This is a genomic window from Pseudovibrio sp. Ad26 (genome assembly GCF_001623285.1).
Classification (GTDB): domain Bacteria; phylum Pseudomonadota; class Alphaproteobacteria; order Rhizobiales; family Stappiaceae; genus Pseudovibrio; species Pseudovibrio ascidiaceicola.
In genome coordinates, this window is sequence record NZ_LMCE01000159.1 from 74,142 (window position 1) to 94,085 (window position 19,944).

General features: G+C 52.4%; 19 protein-coding genes. 6 read left to right on the forward strand and 13 right to left on the reverse strand.

Features of this window, described 5'->3' with window-relative positions:
• The first annotated feature begins 41 nt into the window (after positions 1–41).
• The 3 genes from PsAD26_RS28520 (at position 42) to PsAD26_RS28530 (ending at position 4,358) form a co-directional block, all read left to right on the forward strand.
• On the forward strand, positions 42–800 hold the full coding sequence (locus tag PsAD26_RS28520) for a WYL domain-containing protein (protein WP_063299698.1): 759 nt from the start codon (positions 42–44) through the stop codon (positions 798–800).
• 111 nt (positions 801–911) lie between these two features.
• Positions 912–3,134, forward strand: coding sequence for an esterase-like activity of phytase family protein (locus tag PsAD26_RS28525; RefSeq protein WP_063313104.1), 2,223 nt, complete (start codon positions 912–914; stop codon positions 3,132–3,134).
• A gap of 333 nt (positions 3,135–3,467) precedes the next feature.
• Positions 3,468–4,358: a hypothetical protein gene (locus PsAD26_RS28530; protein ID WP_063313105.1), complete on the forward strand. Its 891-nt coding sequence runs from the start codon at positions 3,468–3,470 to the stop codon at positions 4,356–4,358.
• A 71-nt stretch (positions 4,359–4,429) separates the two neighbouring features.
• On the opposite strand, the gene PsAD26_RS28535 is transcribed toward PsAD26_RS28530, so the two are convergent.
• Entirely contained in the window at positions 4,430–5,287 is an 858-nt protein-coding gene (locus PsAD26_RS28535; RefSeq protein ID WP_063313106.1) for an alpha/beta hydrolase, read from the reverse strand.
• 191 nt (positions 5,288–5,478) lie between these two features.
• Entirely contained in the window at positions 5,479–5,952 is a 474-nt protein-coding gene (locus PsAD26_RS28540; protein ID WP_063313107.1) for an ester cyclase, read from the reverse strand.
• A gap of 109 nt (positions 5,953–6,061) precedes the next feature.
• Between PsAD26_RS28540 and PsAD26_RS28545 the strand changes: the two genes are divergently transcribed.
• Positions 6,062–6,421, forward strand: coding sequence for a helix-turn-helix domain-containing protein (locus PsAD26_RS28545; RefSeq protein ID WP_063313108.1), 360 nt, complete (start codon positions 6,062–6,064; stop codon positions 6,419–6,421).
• On the opposite strand, the gene PsAD26_RS28550 is transcribed toward PsAD26_RS28545, so the two are convergent.
• From PsAD26_RS28550 to PsAD26_RS28590, 9 genes are all read right to left on the reverse strand, one after another.
• Complete coding sequence (locus PsAD26_RS28550) at positions 6,418–6,624, reverse strand: hypothetical protein (protein ID WP_139226397.1); 207 nt, start codon at positions 6,622–6,624, stop codon at positions 6,418–6,420. The two genes, PsAD26_RS28545 and PsAD26_RS28550, sit on opposite strands and share 4 nt — an antisense overlap.
• 155 nt (positions 6,625–6,779) lie before the next feature.
• Positions 6,780–8,933 carry a 3-hydroxyacyl-CoA dehydrogenase NAD-binding domain-containing protein gene (locus PsAD26_RS28555; RefSeq protein WP_063313110.1) on the reverse strand — a complete coding sequence of 718 codons (2,154 nt, stop codon included), beginning with the start codon at positions 8,931–8,933 and terminating at the stop codon, positions 6,780–6,782.
• A 135-nt stretch (positions 8,934–9,068) separates the two neighbouring features.
• On the reverse strand, positions 9,069–9,455 hold the full coding sequence (locus tag PsAD26_RS28560; protein ID WP_063313111.1) for a hypothetical protein: 387 nt from the start codon (positions 9,453–9,455) through the stop codon (positions 9,069–9,071).
• 221 nt (positions 9,456–9,676) lie between these two features.
• Positions 9,677–11,395 carry an ABC transporter substrate-binding protein gene (locus PsAD26_RS28565; protein WP_063308347.1) on the reverse strand — a complete coding sequence of 573 codons (1,719 nt, stop codon included), beginning with the start codon at positions 11,393–11,395 and terminating at the stop codon, positions 9,677–9,679.
• A 74-nt stretch (positions 11,396–11,469) separates the two neighbouring features.
• Positions 11,470–11,751, reverse strand: coding sequence for a DUF2160 family membrane protein (locus PsAD26_RS28570; protein ID WP_063291455.1), 282 nt, complete (start codon positions 11,749–11,751; stop codon positions 11,470–11,472).
• 13 nt (positions 11,752–11,764) lie between these two features.
• Positions 11,765–12,517 (reverse strand): carbohydrate ABC transporter permease, encoded by a 753-nt coding sequence (locus PsAD26_RS28575; protein WP_244271793.1) that lies wholly within the window; start codon positions 12,515–12,517, stop codon positions 11,765–11,767.
• A gap of 149 nt (positions 12,518–12,666) precedes the next feature.
• Positions 12,667–13,554: a sugar ABC transporter permease gene (locus PsAD26_RS28580; RefSeq protein WP_063313112.1), complete on the reverse strand. Its 888-nt coding sequence runs from the start codon at positions 13,552–13,554 to the stop codon at positions 12,667–12,669.
• A 3-nt stretch (positions 13,555–13,557) separates the two neighbouring features.
• A complete protein-coding gene (locus tag PsAD26_RS28585; protein WP_063313125.1) occupies positions 13,558–14,637 on the reverse strand; it encodes an ABC transporter ATP-binding protein in 1,080 nt (359 codons plus the stop codon).
• Positions 14,638–14,647: 10 nt separating this feature from the next.
• Complete coding sequence (locus PsAD26_RS28590) at positions 14,648–15,730, reverse strand: ABC transporter ATP-binding protein (RefSeq protein ID WP_063298744.1); 1,083 nt, start codon at positions 15,728–15,730, stop codon at positions 14,648–14,650.
• A gap of 779 nt (positions 15,731–16,509) precedes the next feature.
• Here PsAD26_RS28590 and PsAD26_RS28595 point away from each other — a divergent pair.
• Positions 16,510–17,274, forward strand: coding sequence for a sugar phosphate isomerase/epimerase (locus PsAD26_RS28595; RefSeq protein WP_063313113.1), 765 nt, complete (start codon positions 16,510–16,512; stop codon positions 17,272–17,274).
• Positions 17,275–17,358: 84 nt separating this feature from the next.
• Positions 17,359–18,390 (forward strand): hypothetical protein, encoded by a 1,032-nt coding sequence (locus PsAD26_RS28600; RefSeq protein WP_063313114.1) that lies wholly within the window; start codon positions 17,359–17,361, stop codon positions 18,388–18,390.
• A gap of 50 nt (positions 18,391–18,440) precedes the next feature.
• Here the strand turns inward: PsAD26_RS28600 and PsAD26_RS28605 are convergent, their stop codons facing one another.
• Both PsAD26_RS28605 and PsAD26_RS28610 read right to left on the reverse strand, forming a co-directional pair.
• Positions 18,441–18,980 carry a methylated-DNA--[protein]-cysteine S-methyltransferase gene (locus PsAD26_RS28605; RefSeq protein WP_208985921.1) on the reverse strand — a complete coding sequence of 180 codons (540 nt, stop codon included), beginning with the start codon at positions 18,978–18,980 and terminating at the stop codon, positions 18,441–18,443.
• 103 nt (positions 18,981–19,083) lie between these two features.
• Positions 19,084–19,929, reverse strand: a complete 846-nt coding sequence (locus PsAD26_RS28610; RefSeq protein WP_063298749.1) for a fumarylacetoacetate hydrolase family protein — start codon at positions 19,927–19,929, stop codon at positions 19,084–19,086.
• Positions 19,930–19,944: the final 15 nt, after the last annotated feature.

Consider the following 19,944-nt stretch of genomic DNA (forward strand, 5'->3'; position numbering starts at 1 on the left):
CTTGTATGGACATATATGTCATTTAACGTCATATTTCTTTTATGAGCAATGAAAGAAGCCGAGCAACCAGAGCAACAGCCCTAAAACGCCTTGATAGGCTTGAGCAGATTGAAGCGCTGCTCAAATCTGATGAGTGCCCGACAACGCATGATCTGGCAAATGAACTCGGGATCTCTCAGAGAACTCTGTTCCGGGATCTGGAACTGCTCCGCGAGCGTGGTTTGCCCATTGAGGCGGATAAAGGTCGCGGAGGCGGCATCCGGCTTCAATCCCGCTGGGGTATCGGTCGGCTCAAGTTGGAATACAAAGAGGCGATAGACCTCCTTATCAGCCTCGCCATCGCAGAAAACATGCGCTCCCCTCTCCTGCTCGCCAGCCTGAAGCCGATCCGCCGTAAGTTGATAGCCTCCTTCTCTCCAGAGCTGCGCTCTCGCGTCGATACATTGAAGTCCCGCATCTGGATTGGCGAAACAGCCTCCCTTTATGTCTTTGGATCTTTTGAGGAATTTGACAGCGAAGCAATAAGTCCGGTCAACGAAGCCTTCTTGATGAGCAAGTACATCGACATCGCGTACAGCGATCAGAACGGCAAGCTATCCCACCGAACCATCGAGCCGCACTACCTCTTCCTGAGCTACCCTGTTTGGTACATCATGGCCTGGGACCACCTTCGCGATGCCGTCCGCACCTTCCGTTTAGACCGCATAAAATCCGCCCAAATGCACGACAAAAGCTTCACACAAAAACCCAAACAACCCTTCATAGACGCCATCGACGGCATAGAACCAACAACGCCTTAAGGGCTTTCGCATCTAGTCATCAAAGCTTCAACAAACATTCATAGGCCTGCCATGCGGTGCCCCTAACCAGAAAGCACTTAACCGCAAAACTATTCTGACAGGGGATTTTTCATGCGCGTTCTTCGCACTTCACTCTTGGGCGGCATTTCCGTTGCTATGTGGGCAGCTGGCCTTTCTGCTGCAAATGCATCTGAAGCAAAGTTCTTTAAACGCATCGCGACCATGCCAGTTTATGAAACTCTGGCGGAAGGCGTAGACCGCAAATCCGAAACCGTGGCTGAAATCATTGCTGCATCTGAAGACGGCAAGACCCTTGCGTTCACCGATGGACCACAGGAAGCAATCGTCTTTCTTGATGCAACCAATCCTGCACAGCCAAAGCCAGCAGGCCGCACAGCGCTAGGTGGCGAGCCGACTTCTGTTGCAATTTCAGGCAATTACACGTTCGCAGGCGTCAATACCTCTAAGAGCTACACCGAACCGTCTGGCTATGTCGCTGTCATCGACACAGCAACAAAACAGATTGTTGCGAAGTGCGATGTCAAAGGCCAGCCAGACTCCGTTGCTGTGTCCAAAGACGGCAAGTTTCTCGCAATCGCCATTGAAAATGAGCGTGACGAAGACCTGAACGATGGCGCTTTGCCGCAAATGCCCGCAGGTTTCCTCACAATCTTCGATCTGGACCAAAACGGCATGCCGAAAAACTGCGATGCCGTGCGTATCGTGGAAATGACAGGCCTTGCAACTGAAGGCGGAGATGATCCGGAACCAGAGTTTGTTTCCATCAACGGCAACAACCAAGCCGTTGTTACACTTCAGGAAAACAACTACCTCGCAATCGTTGACCTCGCTTCCGGCAAGATCACCAACCACTTTTCCGCTGGTACCGCGACAGCACAAAACGTGCCCGTCAAGAAAGCCCGCATCTCTGATGCTTCTGGATCAAAGGTAGATATTCCCCGTGAACCGGATGCTGTGGCCTGGATTGATGATAATCGCTTTGTGACGGCAAATGAGGGGGATTACAAAGGCGGGTCTCGTGGGTTCACCATCTGGAACAAAGACGGCACCATCGAGTTTGACAGTGGCAACCAGATGGAACATCTGGGCATGTCGCACGGGCATTACCCGGCCAAGCGTGCGCACAAGAAGGGCACTGAGCCAGAGGGCGTAACCGTTGGTAAGTTCGGCGGCGAGACCCTGATCTTCGTAAACTCCGAACGCGGAAACTTCGTAGCAGTGTACCGCGACACCGGCACCGAACCTGAGTTCGTCCAGTTCCTGCCAACGCACATCGGCCCGGAAGGCCTGCTCGCGATCCCATCCCGCAATCTCTTCGTTGTTGCCAACGAGAAGGACAACGTAAAGGACAAAGTCCGCGCCCATGTCGGTCTTTATGAGTTTGGCGCGACCTCTGCTGAGTACCCGCAGCTGGTTTCCAACATCGACCCGGAAACCAACGCACCAATCGGCTGGGGCGCGATCTCCGGCATGGTCGCAGACAAAACCGACGCCAACAAACTCTATGCCGTCTCAGACAGCTTCTACGACAACGCCCGCATCTTCACGCTGGATGTTTCCAAACAGCCCGTTGAAATCACAGGCCACATGGATCTGACCGGCGGCACCGCCAAGAAGTACGACCTCGAAGGCATTGCCCTGCGCAAAGACGGCGGCTTCTGGTTGGCATCAGAAGGCAACGCGAAGAAGGAAATGGAGCACTTCTTGCTTCAGACCTCTGCGCATGGTGTCATCGAAAAAGAGATCAAACTACCAGAGAGCCTCATCGCTCAAGCAAAACGCTTCTCTCTGGAAGGTGTGACCGAGTTCGAGATGAACGGCAAAAACCTCGTTGCAGTTGCTGTACAGCGTGAGTGGAACGACGATCCAAAGGGCATGACCAAGATCGGCATCTACAACCCTGCTGATGAGAGCTGGGGCTTTGTGCACTACCCGCTGGATGCACCGCGCAGCTCAGCCGGTGGTTGGGTCGGCCTTTCCGAAATCACATCTCTCGGCCACGGCAAATTCGCGGTTCTAGAGCGCGACAACAAAGGCGGCAAGGAAGCAGCCATCAAGCAGGTTACTGTGATCTCTCTGGAAGGCATCACCCCTGCCCCCCATGGCGCTGAGCTGCCAGTACTGACCAAGAAGGTAGCTCTCGATCTTCTCCCAGCCATGTCCGCAACCAACGGCTGGACACCGGACAAGGTTGAAGGTCTGGCAATCACCAAAGATGGTCGCATCCTCATCTCAACCGACAATGACGGCGTGGATGATGCCAACGGCGAAACTCTATTCTTCTCCATGGGTGATGCTACTCAGTTGAACTAACCTACTGGAATTCAGGAGATAACAAAGCCCGGTAGAGCAATCTGTCGGGCTTTGTGCTGTCTGCAAGGCAACTGCGCGAAGCCAAAGATCTGACGAAACAGCCCAACAGAAGTTGATATTACTACCTATAAACAATCTATGCATGCTGTATCAAACAATACAGCCATCAACTAAACTAAATCGCAACAATACAACCACCAGTTACTATTGATTCTCAATAAACACGGTGGCCTCATGCCAATATCTAATGTAAATACAATACAATCAACTGTTCAAATTGAAAGTAACACAAGCCTCGCGCAAGTTAATGCTAAAAACACGCAATCCTCAAGTTTGAATGATTCCGCCTTAAAGGCAGAACCGGAACACAAAACAGGCTTCTACTACGCCCCCTTCGCATCTGAGGATGTCTTACTTTTCGCCGCTGGCACCAATCAAGCCCGCAGTACCGCTGGTAAGGAACCACGCCATATTATCGTGGCAAATGATGCAGCTAAAACCAAACTGGAAACGCTCAAGCAGCAGCTGGTAGAAAAGAACCAGGCTCAGGCCAGTGACATTCGCGAAAAGGCAAATGCAGTCATCTCGGAGCTGAACCTTGAGGGATTTGAACTTCTGGATTTTGTATCATCAGATGCCTACACAGACATGCTGAAGCTGGCACAAAACTACTCCTTTGAAGCAGAGGTTCTGCAGCAGGCAAACATTATCAGCAATGAGAAAACCGGCATTCTGGGCACGCTGAAAAACGGTGAGAACAAAATCTACGTACTCGGCCACGGCGCTAACGGCTCTAACGAAATCTCCAGCAAACGAAGCGCCAGTGAGGAAGGCTATGAAACCGTCTCCTCAAAAGGGTTGGTTGAGCAATTCTCAAAAGGCGGTCTGGATAAATCATTCACCGATATACGCGTCGAAAGCTGTTACAGCGCAGATGCAACCGCGCCAGGATCATTTGATCCGGAAGAACTGAAACTTTCCTCCGAACCTGGCTTCATAGATGCACCAGACGATCCAGAACTCGACGGGACCAAAGTTTTCCCTTTTGCGCAATCCTTAGCGAATGAACTCAAGAGTGCTGGCTTTGAAAGCCCGGAAGTTGCCGGTTATCACGGCGCGGGAAAAGCCTACTCAGAAGATGCCCATCGATACCAGACACTCCACACAGACGATGCACCAGTGGCCAGAAGCTCTGATGTGCGGCAGATATTTATTCCGGTCTGAACCTACAGCTTTACAGAAGCCATCAGCCTAAGCGCATAAAGTCCAGCAAAACTCTTGGCCGGGCTTATTGCTTAACCTTTACATTTTGCCAGCCTGCTCAAGATAGCATCAGCTTGTGTCCAGAGGATCGCACTCCCCTCCTCTGCAATCTGATGCAGCTCAGAACAGCTCAGGCGCGTGGCAAGGGTGCTGCCAAAATCAGGCGAATGCACCGGGCTCGTATCCTTGAGGCCATACCATAACTGCACGTCCTGCTTGATGTTCTCAACGTTGAACGACCAGCGCCCCATCGCAAGCCGCGTATCACGGGCATAGCCGGCTGCCCCCTGAGCAAAGCCCGAGGCAAGCGCATCACAATAAAGAGGTGCAAACGATGCTGAGGCATAAAACGCGCGGTCTTCTTCCCCGCTCATCCCCTCAATCATCTGCCACAGCCAGTCTGCTGTCGCCATGCCTGTAATGTCAGCCTCAAGACGATCCGGATCATCGCAAGCCAAAGAAACCATACCCTTCAACTCATCAGGAAGCTTGGCAAACATATCGGGGAAAGCCAGCTCATCCTGACCGGACACAATCGCAACCCCATCAACAAGACCAGAAGCTGCCAGTGCCAATGCAAAGGGCGCCCCCTGCGAAAAGCCAATCGCAAACGCCTGATCGGCCTTCACAAAATCAAGTAGTTCTTTGATATCCTCTGCCCAGCTTTCAAAGTTTTTCTCAGGATCTGCACCGGACTTCCCCAACCCTGGACGATCAACTGAGAGAACACGCAGACCCAGATCCTTTGCGGTTTGCTCTCCAAACGGAATAGCAGAGGCCATTCCTGCACCCTGACACACAATCACGGGTAGCCCCTCAGCATCGCCCCATTCACTCCATGCAAGGGCGCGGTCACCGGGCAGAATTATTGTTCCTTCTTGCTGCTTCACAAACGTATTCCTCAATGCAAATTCAAAAGCTAAATCAACAATCTAATAAGGCAAATGATCTCTTCCTGCCCTTAAAGCTGCACCTAGCAAAACGGGTATTCAGTGCAAGATCAAGCCAGCAAACAGACTTTTCCCAGCCACGTAGACGCCTCCTAAAAAGAAAGCCCGGGGAAATTCCCGGGCCTTGTCGCTTAGTTCTTCGTAGCAAGTTGAGCACTCAACGAGCTAAGTTCTTCAACATGCCAGAACTCGTGGATCTTGCCGTTCTCAACGCGATAAACCTCAAAACCGGCAATATCAAAGGCATTGCCATTAGCTTCAGCACCAAACAGCCCATCAGTGTTGGTGCCTTTGTAACGCCAGTAGATCAGAACTTTATCATCACCGATTGGCTCAACCATACCAAGCTCATGGCGGGAGTCCGGTGCGCCTGCTGCCAGGGCTGTATAGGTCCCCACTGCAAACTGCTTGGCGTTTTGTCCCTCGCGGCCATTATAGTCCACCATGTCATCAGCATAAAAGGCTGCCAATTTGTCCGCATCAAAGGGACGGCTGTCCGCAACCTCATAAAATTTGCTCAGGAGGTCGGTGGCTTCAGTGGCACCAGCAACAGCAGTAGAGAGGGCTAGAGCTGCAGTTGCTACAGCGAGCTTCAGTTTGTTCATTGGTGTGTTTCCCTTGTTTTCATTAGGCAAACCCCATATGAAAGCAAAGAAGCATAACGTCTAGTACGCACTATTTTAGCAGCTAGTATACAAAAGGGTACTGCATACCATGAGCGATGACAGCAAAGACACACCTAGCGGAGCATTCATCGGTTATGAGACATGCCCTGTGCGCCGTACGCTTACCGTTTTGAATGGAAAGTGGAAGCCATTGATAATATACGAGCTTTTGCCTGCACCTTGTCGTTTCAATGAGTTAAAACGCAGACTGCCCGGAGTCTCTCAACGACTGCTGACGGCACAACTCCGCTCTCTTGAAGAGGACGGAATTGTCGATCGTAAAGTGATGGAGGTTGTTCCGCCGCATGTGGAATACTCCCTTTCAGAAAAGGGCAGATCCCTGCAGCCGGTCCTTCAGGCAATGGAAACCTGGGGGGAGAACGAGGTCAAAAACTTCCCGATCTCTTAGTCTTTACGCTCATAGTGGTAGGTGATCTTAGGTTTCTTCTTCGCAAACAGGATCTTGATAAGGACAAGGGGGATAACCACGGCAATTATCGCCAACATCAACCCGGACACAAATCCAAAGACGAGGAGGACAAATGCCAACACACCCAGAGCAAACAAAAGCGCAATTGCTCGTTCGGTCACATATTCCAGAAGCTTCAGCATCACCATCTCCAACGGGCATATCTTCCAAAAACGAGCGTCGGCTTTCGGTTCAAGATACACAAATAAACGTCCAAAACAGCGCCGTTGCTATGTGCGCTGTTTTGGAGCTACCCCAAGGGTACACCACTAGAAGATGGCGATGCAACTGAAGAGAATCAAGCGTTCTCGTGCTTTTTAGCTGCTGGGTTATTCCCCCGCTCAGCATTCAGCTCAGCAAATGTTTTGCCAGTGGCAACCATCTCCTCAAGCAACTTAGCAGGCTGCCAGAAGTAGGCATCCTCCTGCGCATACGCCTTGATATTATTGAGGATTTTCTCAAGCCCGATCTCATCCGCATACTGCATCGGGCCACCACGCCAACGCGGAAAACCATAGCCGTAGATCAGCGTCATATCCACGTCCAGCGGGCGTAAAGCAATGCCTTCCTCAACCACCTTTGCAGCCTCATTCACCATGGCTGCCATGTACCGATCAAGGATCTGCTCTTTTGAAAGGTTTTGTGCGTTGATATGTTTTTCTTTGCGTTCTTCGGTCAAAATTTCGAGAACAACCGGGTTTGGCGTGCCTTTCCGCGCGCCTTCCTCATAAACGTAGTAGCCCTTGCTGGTTTTTTGTCCAAACCAGCCTTGCTCACACATGCTGTCTGCAAATGTGAAATAGCGTTCACGTGGATCGCGGGTTGGCGCCTTCCGCTTGCGGGTCGCCCAACCGATATCGAGGCCCGCCAAATCAGCGACGGCATACGGCCCCATCGGGAAGCCGAATTCCAGCATCACTTCGTCCACCTCAAACGGCGTTGACCCATCCACCACCACAGCATCTGCAGCTGCGCGATAAGTCGCAAGAATGCGGTTGCCGATGAAGCCATCACAAACACCAGCCCGAACAGCGACCTTGCGCATGATTTTGCCAAGTTGGAAACCTGTCGCGATCACATCCGGAGCCGTCTTGTCTGCAACAACCACTTCCAGCAGTTTCATAATGTGCGCTGGAGAGAAGAAGTGGAGGCCAATCACATCTTGCGGGCGCTTGGTCACAGCAGCAATGGCATTCACATCCAGATAAGAGGTGTTCGTCGCCAGAACAGCGCCGTCCTTACAAACAGCATCCAGCTTCTCAAAAACCTGCTTCTTCACGTCGATGTCTTCAAACACCGCCTCAACAACCAGATCCACCTCAGAGAGAGAGGCATAGTCCGTGCTCAAAGACAGGTCTTCCGCAAAGATCCGTTGTTCCTGCTCAACTGAAAGCTTGCCCTTCTTAACAGCACCGCCAGTATTCTTGGCAATCGTCGCTTTCGCACGACTGAGAGCCTCATCATCCCGCTCAATCAAGGTAACAGAAAGCCCGTTCATCAGAGCACCGGTCGCTATGCCAGCGCCCATAGTGCCACCGCCGATCACGCCGATAGACTTCAACTCGCGTGGAGCGATGCCATCGATCTCAGGAAGCTTTCCGAGAGCGCGATCAGCAAAGAAGGCATGCGACAAAGCACGGTGCTGAGCCGAGTTCTTCAGCTCCATAAACATCTCACGCTCTTTCGCCATGCCATCTGCAAAACTGGTCTGGCTGGCAACCTCAATGGCTTCAACACACACCACCGGTGACTTCTGACCACGTGCCCGCTTGGCAACCGCAGCCTTGGCATCCGCAAACACTTTCGGCTCAACAGCCGCAGCAACCAACTCAGAGCAACGACGCAAAGGCGTTCCATTATCAATCACAGACCGTGCAAACGCGAGGCCAGCAGCAACCGCATCAGCTTCCTCGCTCACCTCATCCAGAATACCCGCAGCTTTGACAGCATCCGCTCCAACCTGCGCACCGCTCGGGATCATCTCTAGCGCTGTCTCATAGCCAGCTAAACGTGGCAGACGCTGCGTGCCGCCTGCACCCGGAATGATGCCCAGATGCACTTCTGGCAAACCAACCTTGGCGTCCTTTACTCCAACGCGGAAATGACAGCCCAGCGCAACCTCAAGCCCGCCGCCCAGTGCAACACCATGAATGGCAGCAATCACAGGCTTCGAGCAGGCTTCAATGCCATCAATCACATCAGGCAGATGCGGCTCAGTGGCAGGACGCTTGAACTCGCGAATGTCCGCCCCCGCAATGAACACCTTGCCAGCGCCAACAATTACCGCAGCCTTCGCCGCATCGTCTTCTTCAAACTGCTTGATACGCGCAACCAAATCCTGCCGGATCGCCAGAGACAACGCATTCACCGGCGCATTGCTCACGGTCATAACCGCAACATCACCACGCAACTCATAGGAAACCTGACCAGATGATTTAAATGAAGAAGACACTCGAAACTCCCTAAGGCAAAGCGCACTCCCGCGCTGCACAATTACTCGCAATTCCACGTAGTTTAACAGGGCACGGCAGGAATTCTAGTTGTAAAATACAATTCCAATATGCGGAATTGGAGAAGAGAAACTCGCCTACAGCGGTTCATCCAATCCATTAGGCAAGGAGATCCAGAGCACAGTTTGGGCATCTGGAGAATGGCGCGAAAGGTGGCCTTTGCCATGCGTATCCTCAATAAGCACAAACTCCCCAGCCCCGACGGTTCGAACTTCCCCGTCACTGGTTTCATACTCAACTGAACCATCAAGTCTCACGGTCAAAACCCGATCAGGAACCGTATGCCACTCCACCTGTCGCATCCCTGCTGGAATGTGGGAGAAACGAACACGTGAGGCCGGATAGCTGGCAGTCACATCAAACGGCACAGCATCGGGGTGCACCGACACTTTCTGCGTCGGTATCTCAACCTCACCAAAATGCGATTCTCCATCCAGCGTTGCATAAATCCTTAGACACTTCACAACAGCAGCCCCCTTCAATCTGACCAAGACATCGCGAGACCTACCTACCACGCTGCAACCAGTGCACGAAACAACCACCTTGGTCGGAGCTGTATCTCAGAGTTCATTCCCCAAAACAAAAAAGCCGGAGCAGATGCCCCGGCTTTCTCGTTTAGTCTTGGAAGTGTATCCCCGAAAAGTGGATACCGGTTTTCGGACAAGGATACGCCCGAAAACGACGCTTACTTGGAAGCGTCTGCCCAGCTCTTGATCAGCTCGTCGTAGTCAACGGTGATCGGAGTTGGTTTTTCGTTAGCCAGTTTGGCTTTCGGTGCGCCTGGCTGGTTCAGCCAGAAATCGCGATCCTTAACTTCGTTGAGCTTAGGACCACACTCGCCCTGAACACCAGCACGCTCAAGACGCTTCAGAACTTTGTCCTGAGCAGCCGCAAGAGCAGTCATAGCTTCCTGAGGAGTTTTCGCGCCTGAGGATGCATCACCAATGTTCTGCCACCACAGCTGAGCCAGCTTTGGATAATCAGGAACGTTGGTACCGGTTGGGGTCCACTGTACACGAGCTGGGGAACGGTAAAATTCTACCAGACCACCCAGATTAGGTGCACGCTCTGTGAAGGACGCGTCACGAACGTCACTGTCACGCACGAAGGTCAGACCAACGTGAGACTTCTTCAAAGAAGTTGTCTTCGCAACGGTGAACTGAGCGTAGAGCCATGCAGCTTTTGCACGATCTTCCGGGGTAGACTTCATCAGAGTCCAGGAACCAGCATCCTGATAACCCAGTTTCATGCCTTCTTCCCAGTAAGCACCCTTCGGAGAAGGAGCCATACGCCACTTAGGAGTGCCGTCTGCGTTCACAACTGGAATACCCTCTTTCACCATGTCTGCGGTGAACGCGGTGTACCAGAAGATCTGCTGAGCAACAGAACCCTGTGCCGGAACCGGACCAGCTTCAGAGAACACCATGCCAGGAGCTTCAGCCGGAGCGTACTTCTTCAGCCACTCGATGTATTTGGTGATGGAGTAAACCGCTGCAGGACCATCGGTTGCACCACCGCGCTCAACGGAAGACCCAGCTGGGGAACAACCGTTTACGCGAATGCCCCACTCGTCAACTGGCAGACCGTTTGGAATACCCTTGTCGCCAGCACCCGCCATGGAGAGCCATGCATCGGTAAAGCGCCAACCCAGGGATGGATCTTTCTTACCGTAGTCCATGTGGCCATAGACTTTTTCGCCGTTGATTTCTTTCACGTCGTTGGTGAAGAATTCAGCGATGTCCTCATAGGCAGACCAGTTAACCGGAACACCCAGCTCATAGCCGTATTTCGCTTTAAACTGAGCTTTGATGTCTGGGTTTGTGAACCAGTCATAGCGGAACCAGTAAAGGTTCGCGAACTGCTGTGTTGGAAGCTGATACAACTTGCCATCAGGGCCAGTTGTGAATGAGCGACCGATGAAGTCTTCAACATCCAAAGTTGGCAACGTGACCGCTTTACCAGTGCCAGCCATCCAGTCAGTCAGGTTACGAACCTGCTTGTAGCGAGCGTGCGTACCGATCAGGTCGGAATCGTTGACGTAAGCATCATAGATGTTCTCGCCAGACTGCATCTGGGTTTGAAGCTTCTCAACAACATCACCTTCACCGATCAGGTCGTGAGTAACTTTAATGCCGGTGATTTCGGTAAATGCTTTTGCAAGAACCTTCGCTTCGTATTCGTGGGTCGCAATGGTTTCAGAAACCACTTTGATTTCCATACCTTTGAAAGGCTCAGCTGCTTTGATGAACCAGTCCATTTCCTTCATCTGCTCTTCCTGAGAAAGAGTAGAAGGCTGGAATTCGTCGCTCACCCACTTCTTCGCGGCTTCCATGTCTGCAAAAGCAGAGCTGGATGCGCAAATCATGGCTGCAAAGCCAACGGACGCTAAAAGCTGACGTCTCATATATATTCCTCCCGACTATATTTTATTGCACTGAAAGTTCCCCTAAACATCAGTGCGGAGAAAAAAGCTCAATCCTAAACCCAGCGGAACACGCAAAACGCGTATGCCACACAGACCAACAGAGCCCACCAAAGGTTTGCGCTAACAAACCCAAGCCAAAACAGGCAGATAAACGCACTGCCCAGCAGCGAAACAAACAAGCGGTCGCCGCGTGTCGTCTCAAATCTCAAAATCCCGTGCCGCGGGCTTCCCCCCGGCACGAACCATTCCCAAACCGCCATGCTGGAGATCAGCAGGCCAATGGTGATGAAGAAAATCGCAGTCGGCGACGTCCAGGCCATCCAAGAAAAATCCATAATCGCCTCCTGTTTAAACGCGGCCCAGGGCAAAGCCCTTAGCGATGTAGTTACGTACGAAGTAGATCACCAGCGCACCCGGAATAATTGTCAGAATTCCTGCCGCTGCAAGTACACCCCAATCCATGCCGGAAGCTGAAACCGTACGGGTCATCGTCGCCGCAATCGGTTTAGCCGCAGTTGTGGTCAGCGTACGGGCAATCAGCAATTCCACCCAAGAGAACATGAAGCAGAAGAACGCTGCCACACCGATACCGCTTGCAATCAAAGGCATGAAGATCTTGCCGAAGAATTTCGGGAAGGAATAGCCATCGATATAAGCAGTCTCGTCAATCTCTTTCGGAACCCCAGACATAAAGCCTTCCAAAATCCACACAGCCAGCGGCACGTTGAACAGACAGTGCGCCAGAGCCACCGCAAGGTGTGTGTCGATCAGACCGAAGGCGGAATAGAGCTGGAAGAAAGGCAGCGCAAACACCGCTGGCGGAGCCATACGATTGGTCAGCAGCCAGAAGAACAGATGCTTGTCACCCAGAAACTTATAGCGAGAGAACGCATAGGCCGCTGGCAACGCAACCGCCACAGAGATAACCGTATTGAGCGCCACATAGGTGATGGAGTTGATATAACCGTTGTACCAGCTTGGGTCAGTGAAAATCACCATGTAATTGGCGAGCGTCGGCTCATCCGGCCACAAGGTGAACTTGCTCAGAATCTCCTGGTTGGTCTTCAGGCTCATGTTGAAGAGCCAGTAGATCGGCAACATCAAAAACGTGATGTACAAAGTTGGAACGAGGAAAGCATAGCGGCTTCCAGTTCTCTGTGCCTTTGCGCGGGTCCGGCTGCGTGGAGCCTGTCCACCAGCAGCAACACCACCATCAATGACTGCAGTTCCAGTTGTCGTAGACATGGTGCTTACTCCTCGCCTGCGTAATGTTTCTTCTCAGTCCCAATGTTGTTCATCGCGGTGTAGAACACCCATGAGAACAGCAGGATGATGAGGAAGTAGACGAGTGACATTGCAGCAGCTGGTCCAAGGTCAAACTGACCAATCGCCATCTTCACAAGGTCGATACTCAGGAAGGTCGTCGAGTTACCCGGTCCGCCACCTGTTACAACAAACGGCTCGGTGTAAATCATGAAGCTGTCCATGAAGCGCAGCAGAACCGCAATCAGCAACACACTGTGCATCTTTGGCAGCTGGATGTAACGGAACACCGCCCAACGGGACGCACCATCAATACGCGCTGCCTGATAGTAAGCCTCAGGAATGGAAACCAGACCCGCATAGCACAGCAGCACAACAAGGCTGGTCCAGTGCCACACATCCATAACAATCACGGTGGCCCATGCAGCAACAGGGTCCTGCGTGTAGTTGTAGTTGATGCCAAGAGAGTTCAGGAAGTAACCCAGCAGACCAATGTCCGCACGGCCAAACACCTGCCAGATGGTACCAACCACGTTCCACGGCACGAGCAGCGGCAGCGCCATCAACACCAGACAAACCGGCACGCCCCAGCCTTTTTTAGGCATACAAAGCGCAATGCCGATACCCAGCGGGATCTCAATTGCAAGAATGGAGAAGGAGAAAATCAGGTTACGGACCAAGGCGTCATGAAAACGCTCGGAGCTGAGCAGTTCCTGAAACCATTCAATCCCAACCCAGAAAAACTGATTGTTTCCAAAGCTGTCCTGAAACGCGTAGTTCACCACAGTCATCAATGGAATAACAGCGGTAAAGGACACCAGCAAAAGAACCGGTAAAACCATGAACCAGGCTTTGTTGTTTACGGTCTTTTCCATGGATCAAGCCCCCTCGCTTACGAGCCAGCTGTCGGCATAAAGGTTCGTCTGTGTTGGATCGAAGAGAGCCGTCGGGCTTTCCGGAATGCTCATGCCTTCGCCAACAATGGCATTCAGCGCAACACCTTCCATCTCACCACGCAGAATGCGGTAGCGGCCAATGTCTTCAACAGCGTTGACTTTCAACGGCAGACCTTCTCCGGCACCGCCAAGTTTCACAAACTCAGGGCGGATACCAACCTCGGTTTTCTGGGCGACTTTCTTCGGATCGAGACCGCATGGCAGCGGCACACTGTGCCCACCAACACGCGCCATGTTTCCATCCACCTCACACGGCAGAATGTTCATGCCCGGAGACCCGATGAAGTAGCCAACAAAGGTATGTTGAGGTTTGCGGAACAGCTCATCAGGCGTTCCAATCTGCACAACTTCGCCGCCATACATCACCACAACCTTATCCGCAAAGGTCAAAGCCTCGGTCTGGTCGTGGGTCACATAAACCATGGTGAAGCCAAACTGCTTGTGCAGATGCTTCAACTGCGAGCGCAGAACCCACTTCATGTGCGGATCAATTACGGTAAGCGGTTCGTCAAACAGGATCGCGTTGGTATCAGAGCGCACCAGACCGCGGCCCAGCGAGATCTTTTGCTTCTCATCAGCCGTCAGGCCCTGCGCCTTGCGCTTTGCCTTACTTTCCAGATCAATGATCCGTAGAATCTCGTTGACCTTCTGATCAACTTCAGCTGCCGGAACACCGCGGTTGCGAAGCGGAAACGCCAGATTGTCGTAAACAGACATAGTGTCGTAAACGACCGGGAACTGGAACACCTGCGCAATGTTACGCGCTTCGGTAGAAAGCTCCGTCACCGGTTTCCCATCAAACAGCAGCTCACCCTCGGACGGTGTCAGCAAACCGGAAATGATGTTCAAAAGTGTTGTCTTGCCACAGCCGGAAGACCCGAGAAGCGCATAAGCACCTCCGTCTTCAAAAGCCAGATTAACTTCCTTCAAAGCGTAGTCGCTCGGGCTTGTTGGGTTCGGCAAATAAGAGTGGCGAATGTGGTCGAGATCAATACGTGCCATGCTCGCCTCCTTAAGCCGGTTCATGCATGAGAGACGCAACAGAGCGGCCCTCATCATCAAAAATCATGAAGTTCTTGGCATCCACAAACACGTCGATCTTGGCATCCACGTCTACGTTATGAATGCCATGTTCCAGCGCCACCCAGCGGTGGTTCAGGCATGTCAGATGAATGTAGCTCTCAGAACCGGTAATCTCAGAAACATCAACAACCGCAGGAAGACACACAGCGTCTTCACTTGGGCGCTGCAGGTAGAGGTGATGTGGCCGGAAACCTGCTTTGTAATGTCCATCAGGAAGGCGTTTTTCTTCTTCAGAGGCCGGAATAACCGTGCCATTTGACGTGCGGAACTCACCCCCGCTCTTCGTCAGGCCCAGCAGGTTCAACGGCGGATCAGAGAAAGTCTGCGCAGTAACGATGTCCTGAGGATTTCGGTAAACATCGATCGTATCACCAAACTGCGAAACCTGCCCCTCATGCAAGGTGGCTGTACGCCCGCCCAGCAACAAAGCTTCTGTCGGTTCTGTTGTCGCATAAACAAACACAGCACCGCTTTCAGAGAAGATCTTCGGCAGCTCGTCGCGCAATTCTTCGCGCAGTTTGTAATCCAGATTCGCCAATGGCTCATCCATCAGCACCAGATGCGCCCCTTTGACCAGCGCACGCGCAATCGCAGTACGCTGCTGCTGACCACCAGAAAGGTTCAGCGGTGTTCTGTCCAGATAAGGTGTGAGCTTCATCAAGTCCGCTGCTTTGCGCACTTGCTTGTCAACATCAGCCCCTTTTACTCCCGCAACGCGCAGCGGGCTGGCGATGTTTTCATAAACCGTGAGAGCCGGGTAGTTGATGAACTGCTGATAGACCATCGCGACGTCGCGCTTGCGCACGGAAACACCGGTCACATCCTGTCCATTTACGAGCACTTGCCCTGCAGTTGGCGTGTCCAGCCCTGCCATCAAACGCATAAGCGTTGTCTTGCCTGACAGTGTTGGTCCCAACAATACGTTCAATGAACCACTTTCAAGACGCAAAGACACGTCGCGAATATGGTCCATACCGTCAACAGTCTTGCTGACGCCCCTTAATTCAAGCATGTTGCCCTCCCGGAACAGAAAGCGACCCGACTGCTTCCTGCGATACGCGCTGCTTGCACTGCGGTACCTTCATATTCCTGACTGTAATTCCAAAAAACAACTCGGTGGTCGAGCTGAATCTCTTAGTAAAGGTCCCAGCCTTTTAAAGAACTGCGCCGTTTTAGCAACGCTACGCATCTGTCAATTTTTCACGAGCCTCCTCGAACACCTTCAAGTTCTGCTTTCTTACGCAGCTCCGTCCCTACAAAGTGCCATTAGAGATCAAAATTAAACTACGTCCTAACCAACACGTCAATTTTCGTTTACAGTCGATTACGCGCATATTCGCGTAATTTCGAAATATAAGCGAAACCACTTAAGCGTCAATTCGAAAATTGACAAAACGAAACTCTCAGCTGTTATCCATTAGGATGAGAACGCACCCAGTGCGGCAGAAATGTTGAAGATCTGTCATTCTTGCATCTGTCAGCCTGAACCAATAACACGTTGAAAAGACTGCGCTGTTGACGCAAACTCTGTTTTAGTAAGCTAGCTAATATTTTCGCGGCGAAATAATTCGAACCTAAATTCCCTATTCAGATGTTCTCCACCGGGTGTGGTCAATTCATGAAACCACCTTGCTCAAACATCGATTCTGACAACCGCTTCCGAGGAGGCCCCCCTCTCCTCGCCCTCTTTCGCAAGCCCCCTTGCCCTTCAGGTAGATGCAACTCTATTGTCGTGTAGAGCAATAAAACCGAGGCAGCTAGCTTTGGTCGCTCTGGGAGGGGAACTGTATCATGGACTTTTGCCTACAGCTTTACAGCGCACGAAACTTCCAACCCTGGAAAGAGGTTTTTCAGGAAACAGCTCTCCTCGGCTACACACAGGTAGAAGGTTTCGAGGATCTCTACCCCACATTGGAAGCCGCTCAGACAGTGCGAGACCTCCTCGATCAGTACGACCTAGACATGCCCTCCGGCCACTTCGACCTCGAGGATCTGGAAGAGAACCTCGACCAGTGCATCAAGATCGCAGTCCTTCTCGGCATGCACACTATCTTCGCTCCCTACCTCACACTAGAACAACGCCCAACAACGAAGAAGGAATGGACCCTCTTCGCCCACCGTTTGGAGCACATGGCCAACACGCTCAAGCATAAAGGCTTCCACTTCGGCTGGCACAACCACGACTTCGAGTTCAAACCACTCCCGGACGGCACCATTCCCATGGAGCTGATCATCTCTGAAGCTCCCACCGTGGAATGGGAGGTCGATGCCGCATGGATCATCAAAGCAGGTCTGGACCCGCTGGACTGGATCGAAGCGCACGGCACCCGCATCACCGCAGTCCATATCAAAGACATCGCTCCGGAAGGCGAAGGCACAGATGAAGATGGCTGGGCAGATGTCGGCTTCGGCACCGTCCCATGGGCACATATTCTAACCGCCCTGCAGGAAAAGAGCCGTACCAAAATCTACATTCTGGAGCACGACGACCCGAACAATTTTCTCCGCTTCGCTGACCGTTCCTTAACCTCACTCAAAATGCTTGAGGGGGTGTAGGTATTTCGCCATAGACACGCCTTTCCCTTGCACTAAGGCAAATCGATTGTCTCCACTAAGGAGACGGCATAAGGGAGAGGTAGGATGAACAGACGAGAGTTTCTCGGAGCATCTGCCCTAACAATTTCCAGCGCCTATTACATGGGCATCGTTGCTGGACCAGTCTTCGCTGTAGCGGAAACAACAGACACCATCAAAAACGCAAAGGTCACCTACTTTGACGCCCGCCCCGGCGCGCGCTCCAGAGACGTTGGCTTCGATTCCGATGGCATGGTCTGGTATTGCGGACAGGCAGATGGCACGCTCACACGTCTTGATCCTGACAATGGAGAACTCCACCCGGTTTCACTGGGCGAAAACGCAGCCCCACACGGCGTGGTACTTGGCCCAGATAACGCTATGTGGGTCACCGAAGGTGGACAAAACGCCATCGCCCGCGTTGATCCGGCAACAGACGCCGTCACCCTCATTCCACTGCCTGCCGAATTCGCAGACGCAAACCTCAACACCGGTATCTTCGATCACGACGGCATCTACTGGTTCACCGGACAAAACGGCGTCTATGGCCGTGTTGATCCCGTCAGCCAAGAAATCGAAGTCTGGCCAAGCCCTCAAGGCCCCGGCCCTTATGGCATCACCGTCACTCCGCAAGGTGACATCTGGTACGCCTCCCTCGCAGGCAGCCACATCGCCAACATCGACAGAACCAACGGAAGCGCCCGCATCGTGACGCCTCCAACAAAAGAGCAAGGCGCCCGCCGCGTCTGGTCCAACTCAGAGGGTAAACTCTGGGTCAGCGAATGGCTCTCCGGTCAGGTCAGTGAGTACGACCCAAAGGCAGACACATGGCGCGCATGGCGCCTCCCCGGCAATGACCCACTGCCCTACTCAGTCTATGTTGATGAGCACGATAAGGTCTGGCTTACAGACTTCGATGCCGATGCAATCGTCCACTTTGACCCGGATACAGAAGAGTTCAGCAGCTTCCCAAGCAACAAAGCAGACGCTGACGTCCGCCAAATGGCAGGACGCAAAGGCGAAGCATGGGGTGGAGAATCCGGAACAGACAGGATCGTCCGTATCCAGTTTGATGAAGCAGAAACAACACCATCCTGACCGACAGCGTATCGGCGAAAAGAGGGCGCTCAATCGGGCGCCCTTTTCATTTAAAAGGAAAATGCCATCTGGTCTTTGTTGGCACTGGTTCCATGCGGAATACCTTCATGATCCAGCAGCCAGATCTTCGTATCCAGTCCGCCGCCAAAACCAACAAGAGCACCATTTGCCCCGATCACCCGATGGCACGGAATAACAATCGGCAGCGGATTTGCATTGTTTGCAAGTCCCACAGCGCGACTCGCGCCCGGATTACCCAGCGCCTTCGCCACATCGCCATAGCTGCGCGTTTCCCCAAACGGGATTGCGGCCAATTGCTCCCAAACGCTCTTCTGAAAATCAGTACCAATCAGCTTCCAATTGAGGGAGAATTCTTTGAGCTCACCAGCAAAATAAGCTTCAAGCTGCGCAATCAAATCCGCATACGGCTTGGCATCTTCCACCCAGCCGTCTTCAACAAACCGCCTGCGTGCACTTTCAGGAAAATGAAGAAATTCCAACCCACCAGCTTCCCCACCAATCAGCAAAGACCCAACCGGGCTTTCATAACTGCAATATGTGATTGGCTCTGAAACATTGGTCATAGTCATTCTCTCCCCCCGAAAACGCATGAAAAAACTCTCCACCACGATCAGCAGCGGAGAGTTCTTTAAAGCTTAGTGAAGGCGTCAGAGCTTAGCAAGCTCACGCTTCTCAATCAGCAGCGTAAGTAACCTGTTTTTGAACGCCGAGACCTTCAATGCCCAGCTCCATTTTGTCACCCGGCTTCAGATAAGTCTCTGGCTTCTGGCCCATACCAACGCCCGGAGGCGTGCCAGTGGAGATCACATCACCCGGCTGCAAGCTCATGAACTGAGACAGATGCGAGATCACCTGCGCCACATCAAACACCATGGTTTTGGTAGAACCGTCCTGATAGCGATGGCCGTTTACTTCCAGGTACATGGAAAGGTTCTGCGGGTCTTCCACTTCATCACGTGTCACAAGCCACGGACCAATTGGACCAAAGGTGTCAGCAGACTTACCCTTCACCCACTGGCCACTGCGATGCAGCTGGAAATCACGCTCAGACAGATCATTGACCACACAATATCCGGCCACATGATCCAGCGCGCCTTTTTCGCTCACATACTTGGTGTGCTTACCAATCACCACGCCCAATTCCACTTCCCAATCTGTCTTCACAGACCCGCGTGGAATCTCGATTTCATCATTCGGGCCACAAATAGCTGAGGTCGCTTTGAAAAAGGTTACAGGCTCTTTTGGTACTTCCATGCCGGCTTCAGCAGCATGGTCGGAATAGTTAAGGCCAATACAGATGAACTTGCCCACATTGCCGACACAAGCACCAATGCGTGGATTTCCTTCCACCAAAGGCAGGCTGGTCAGATCAAGAGCCGCAATCTTCGCAAGGCCCTCAGCACCCAGCGTGTCACCGGCAATATCTCCCACAACACCAGAAAGATCACGAATGTTGCCATCCGCATCCAGAATACCCGGTTTCTCGGCGTTCGCCTCACCAAATCTAAGGAGCTTCATGTCCTACCCTCTTTA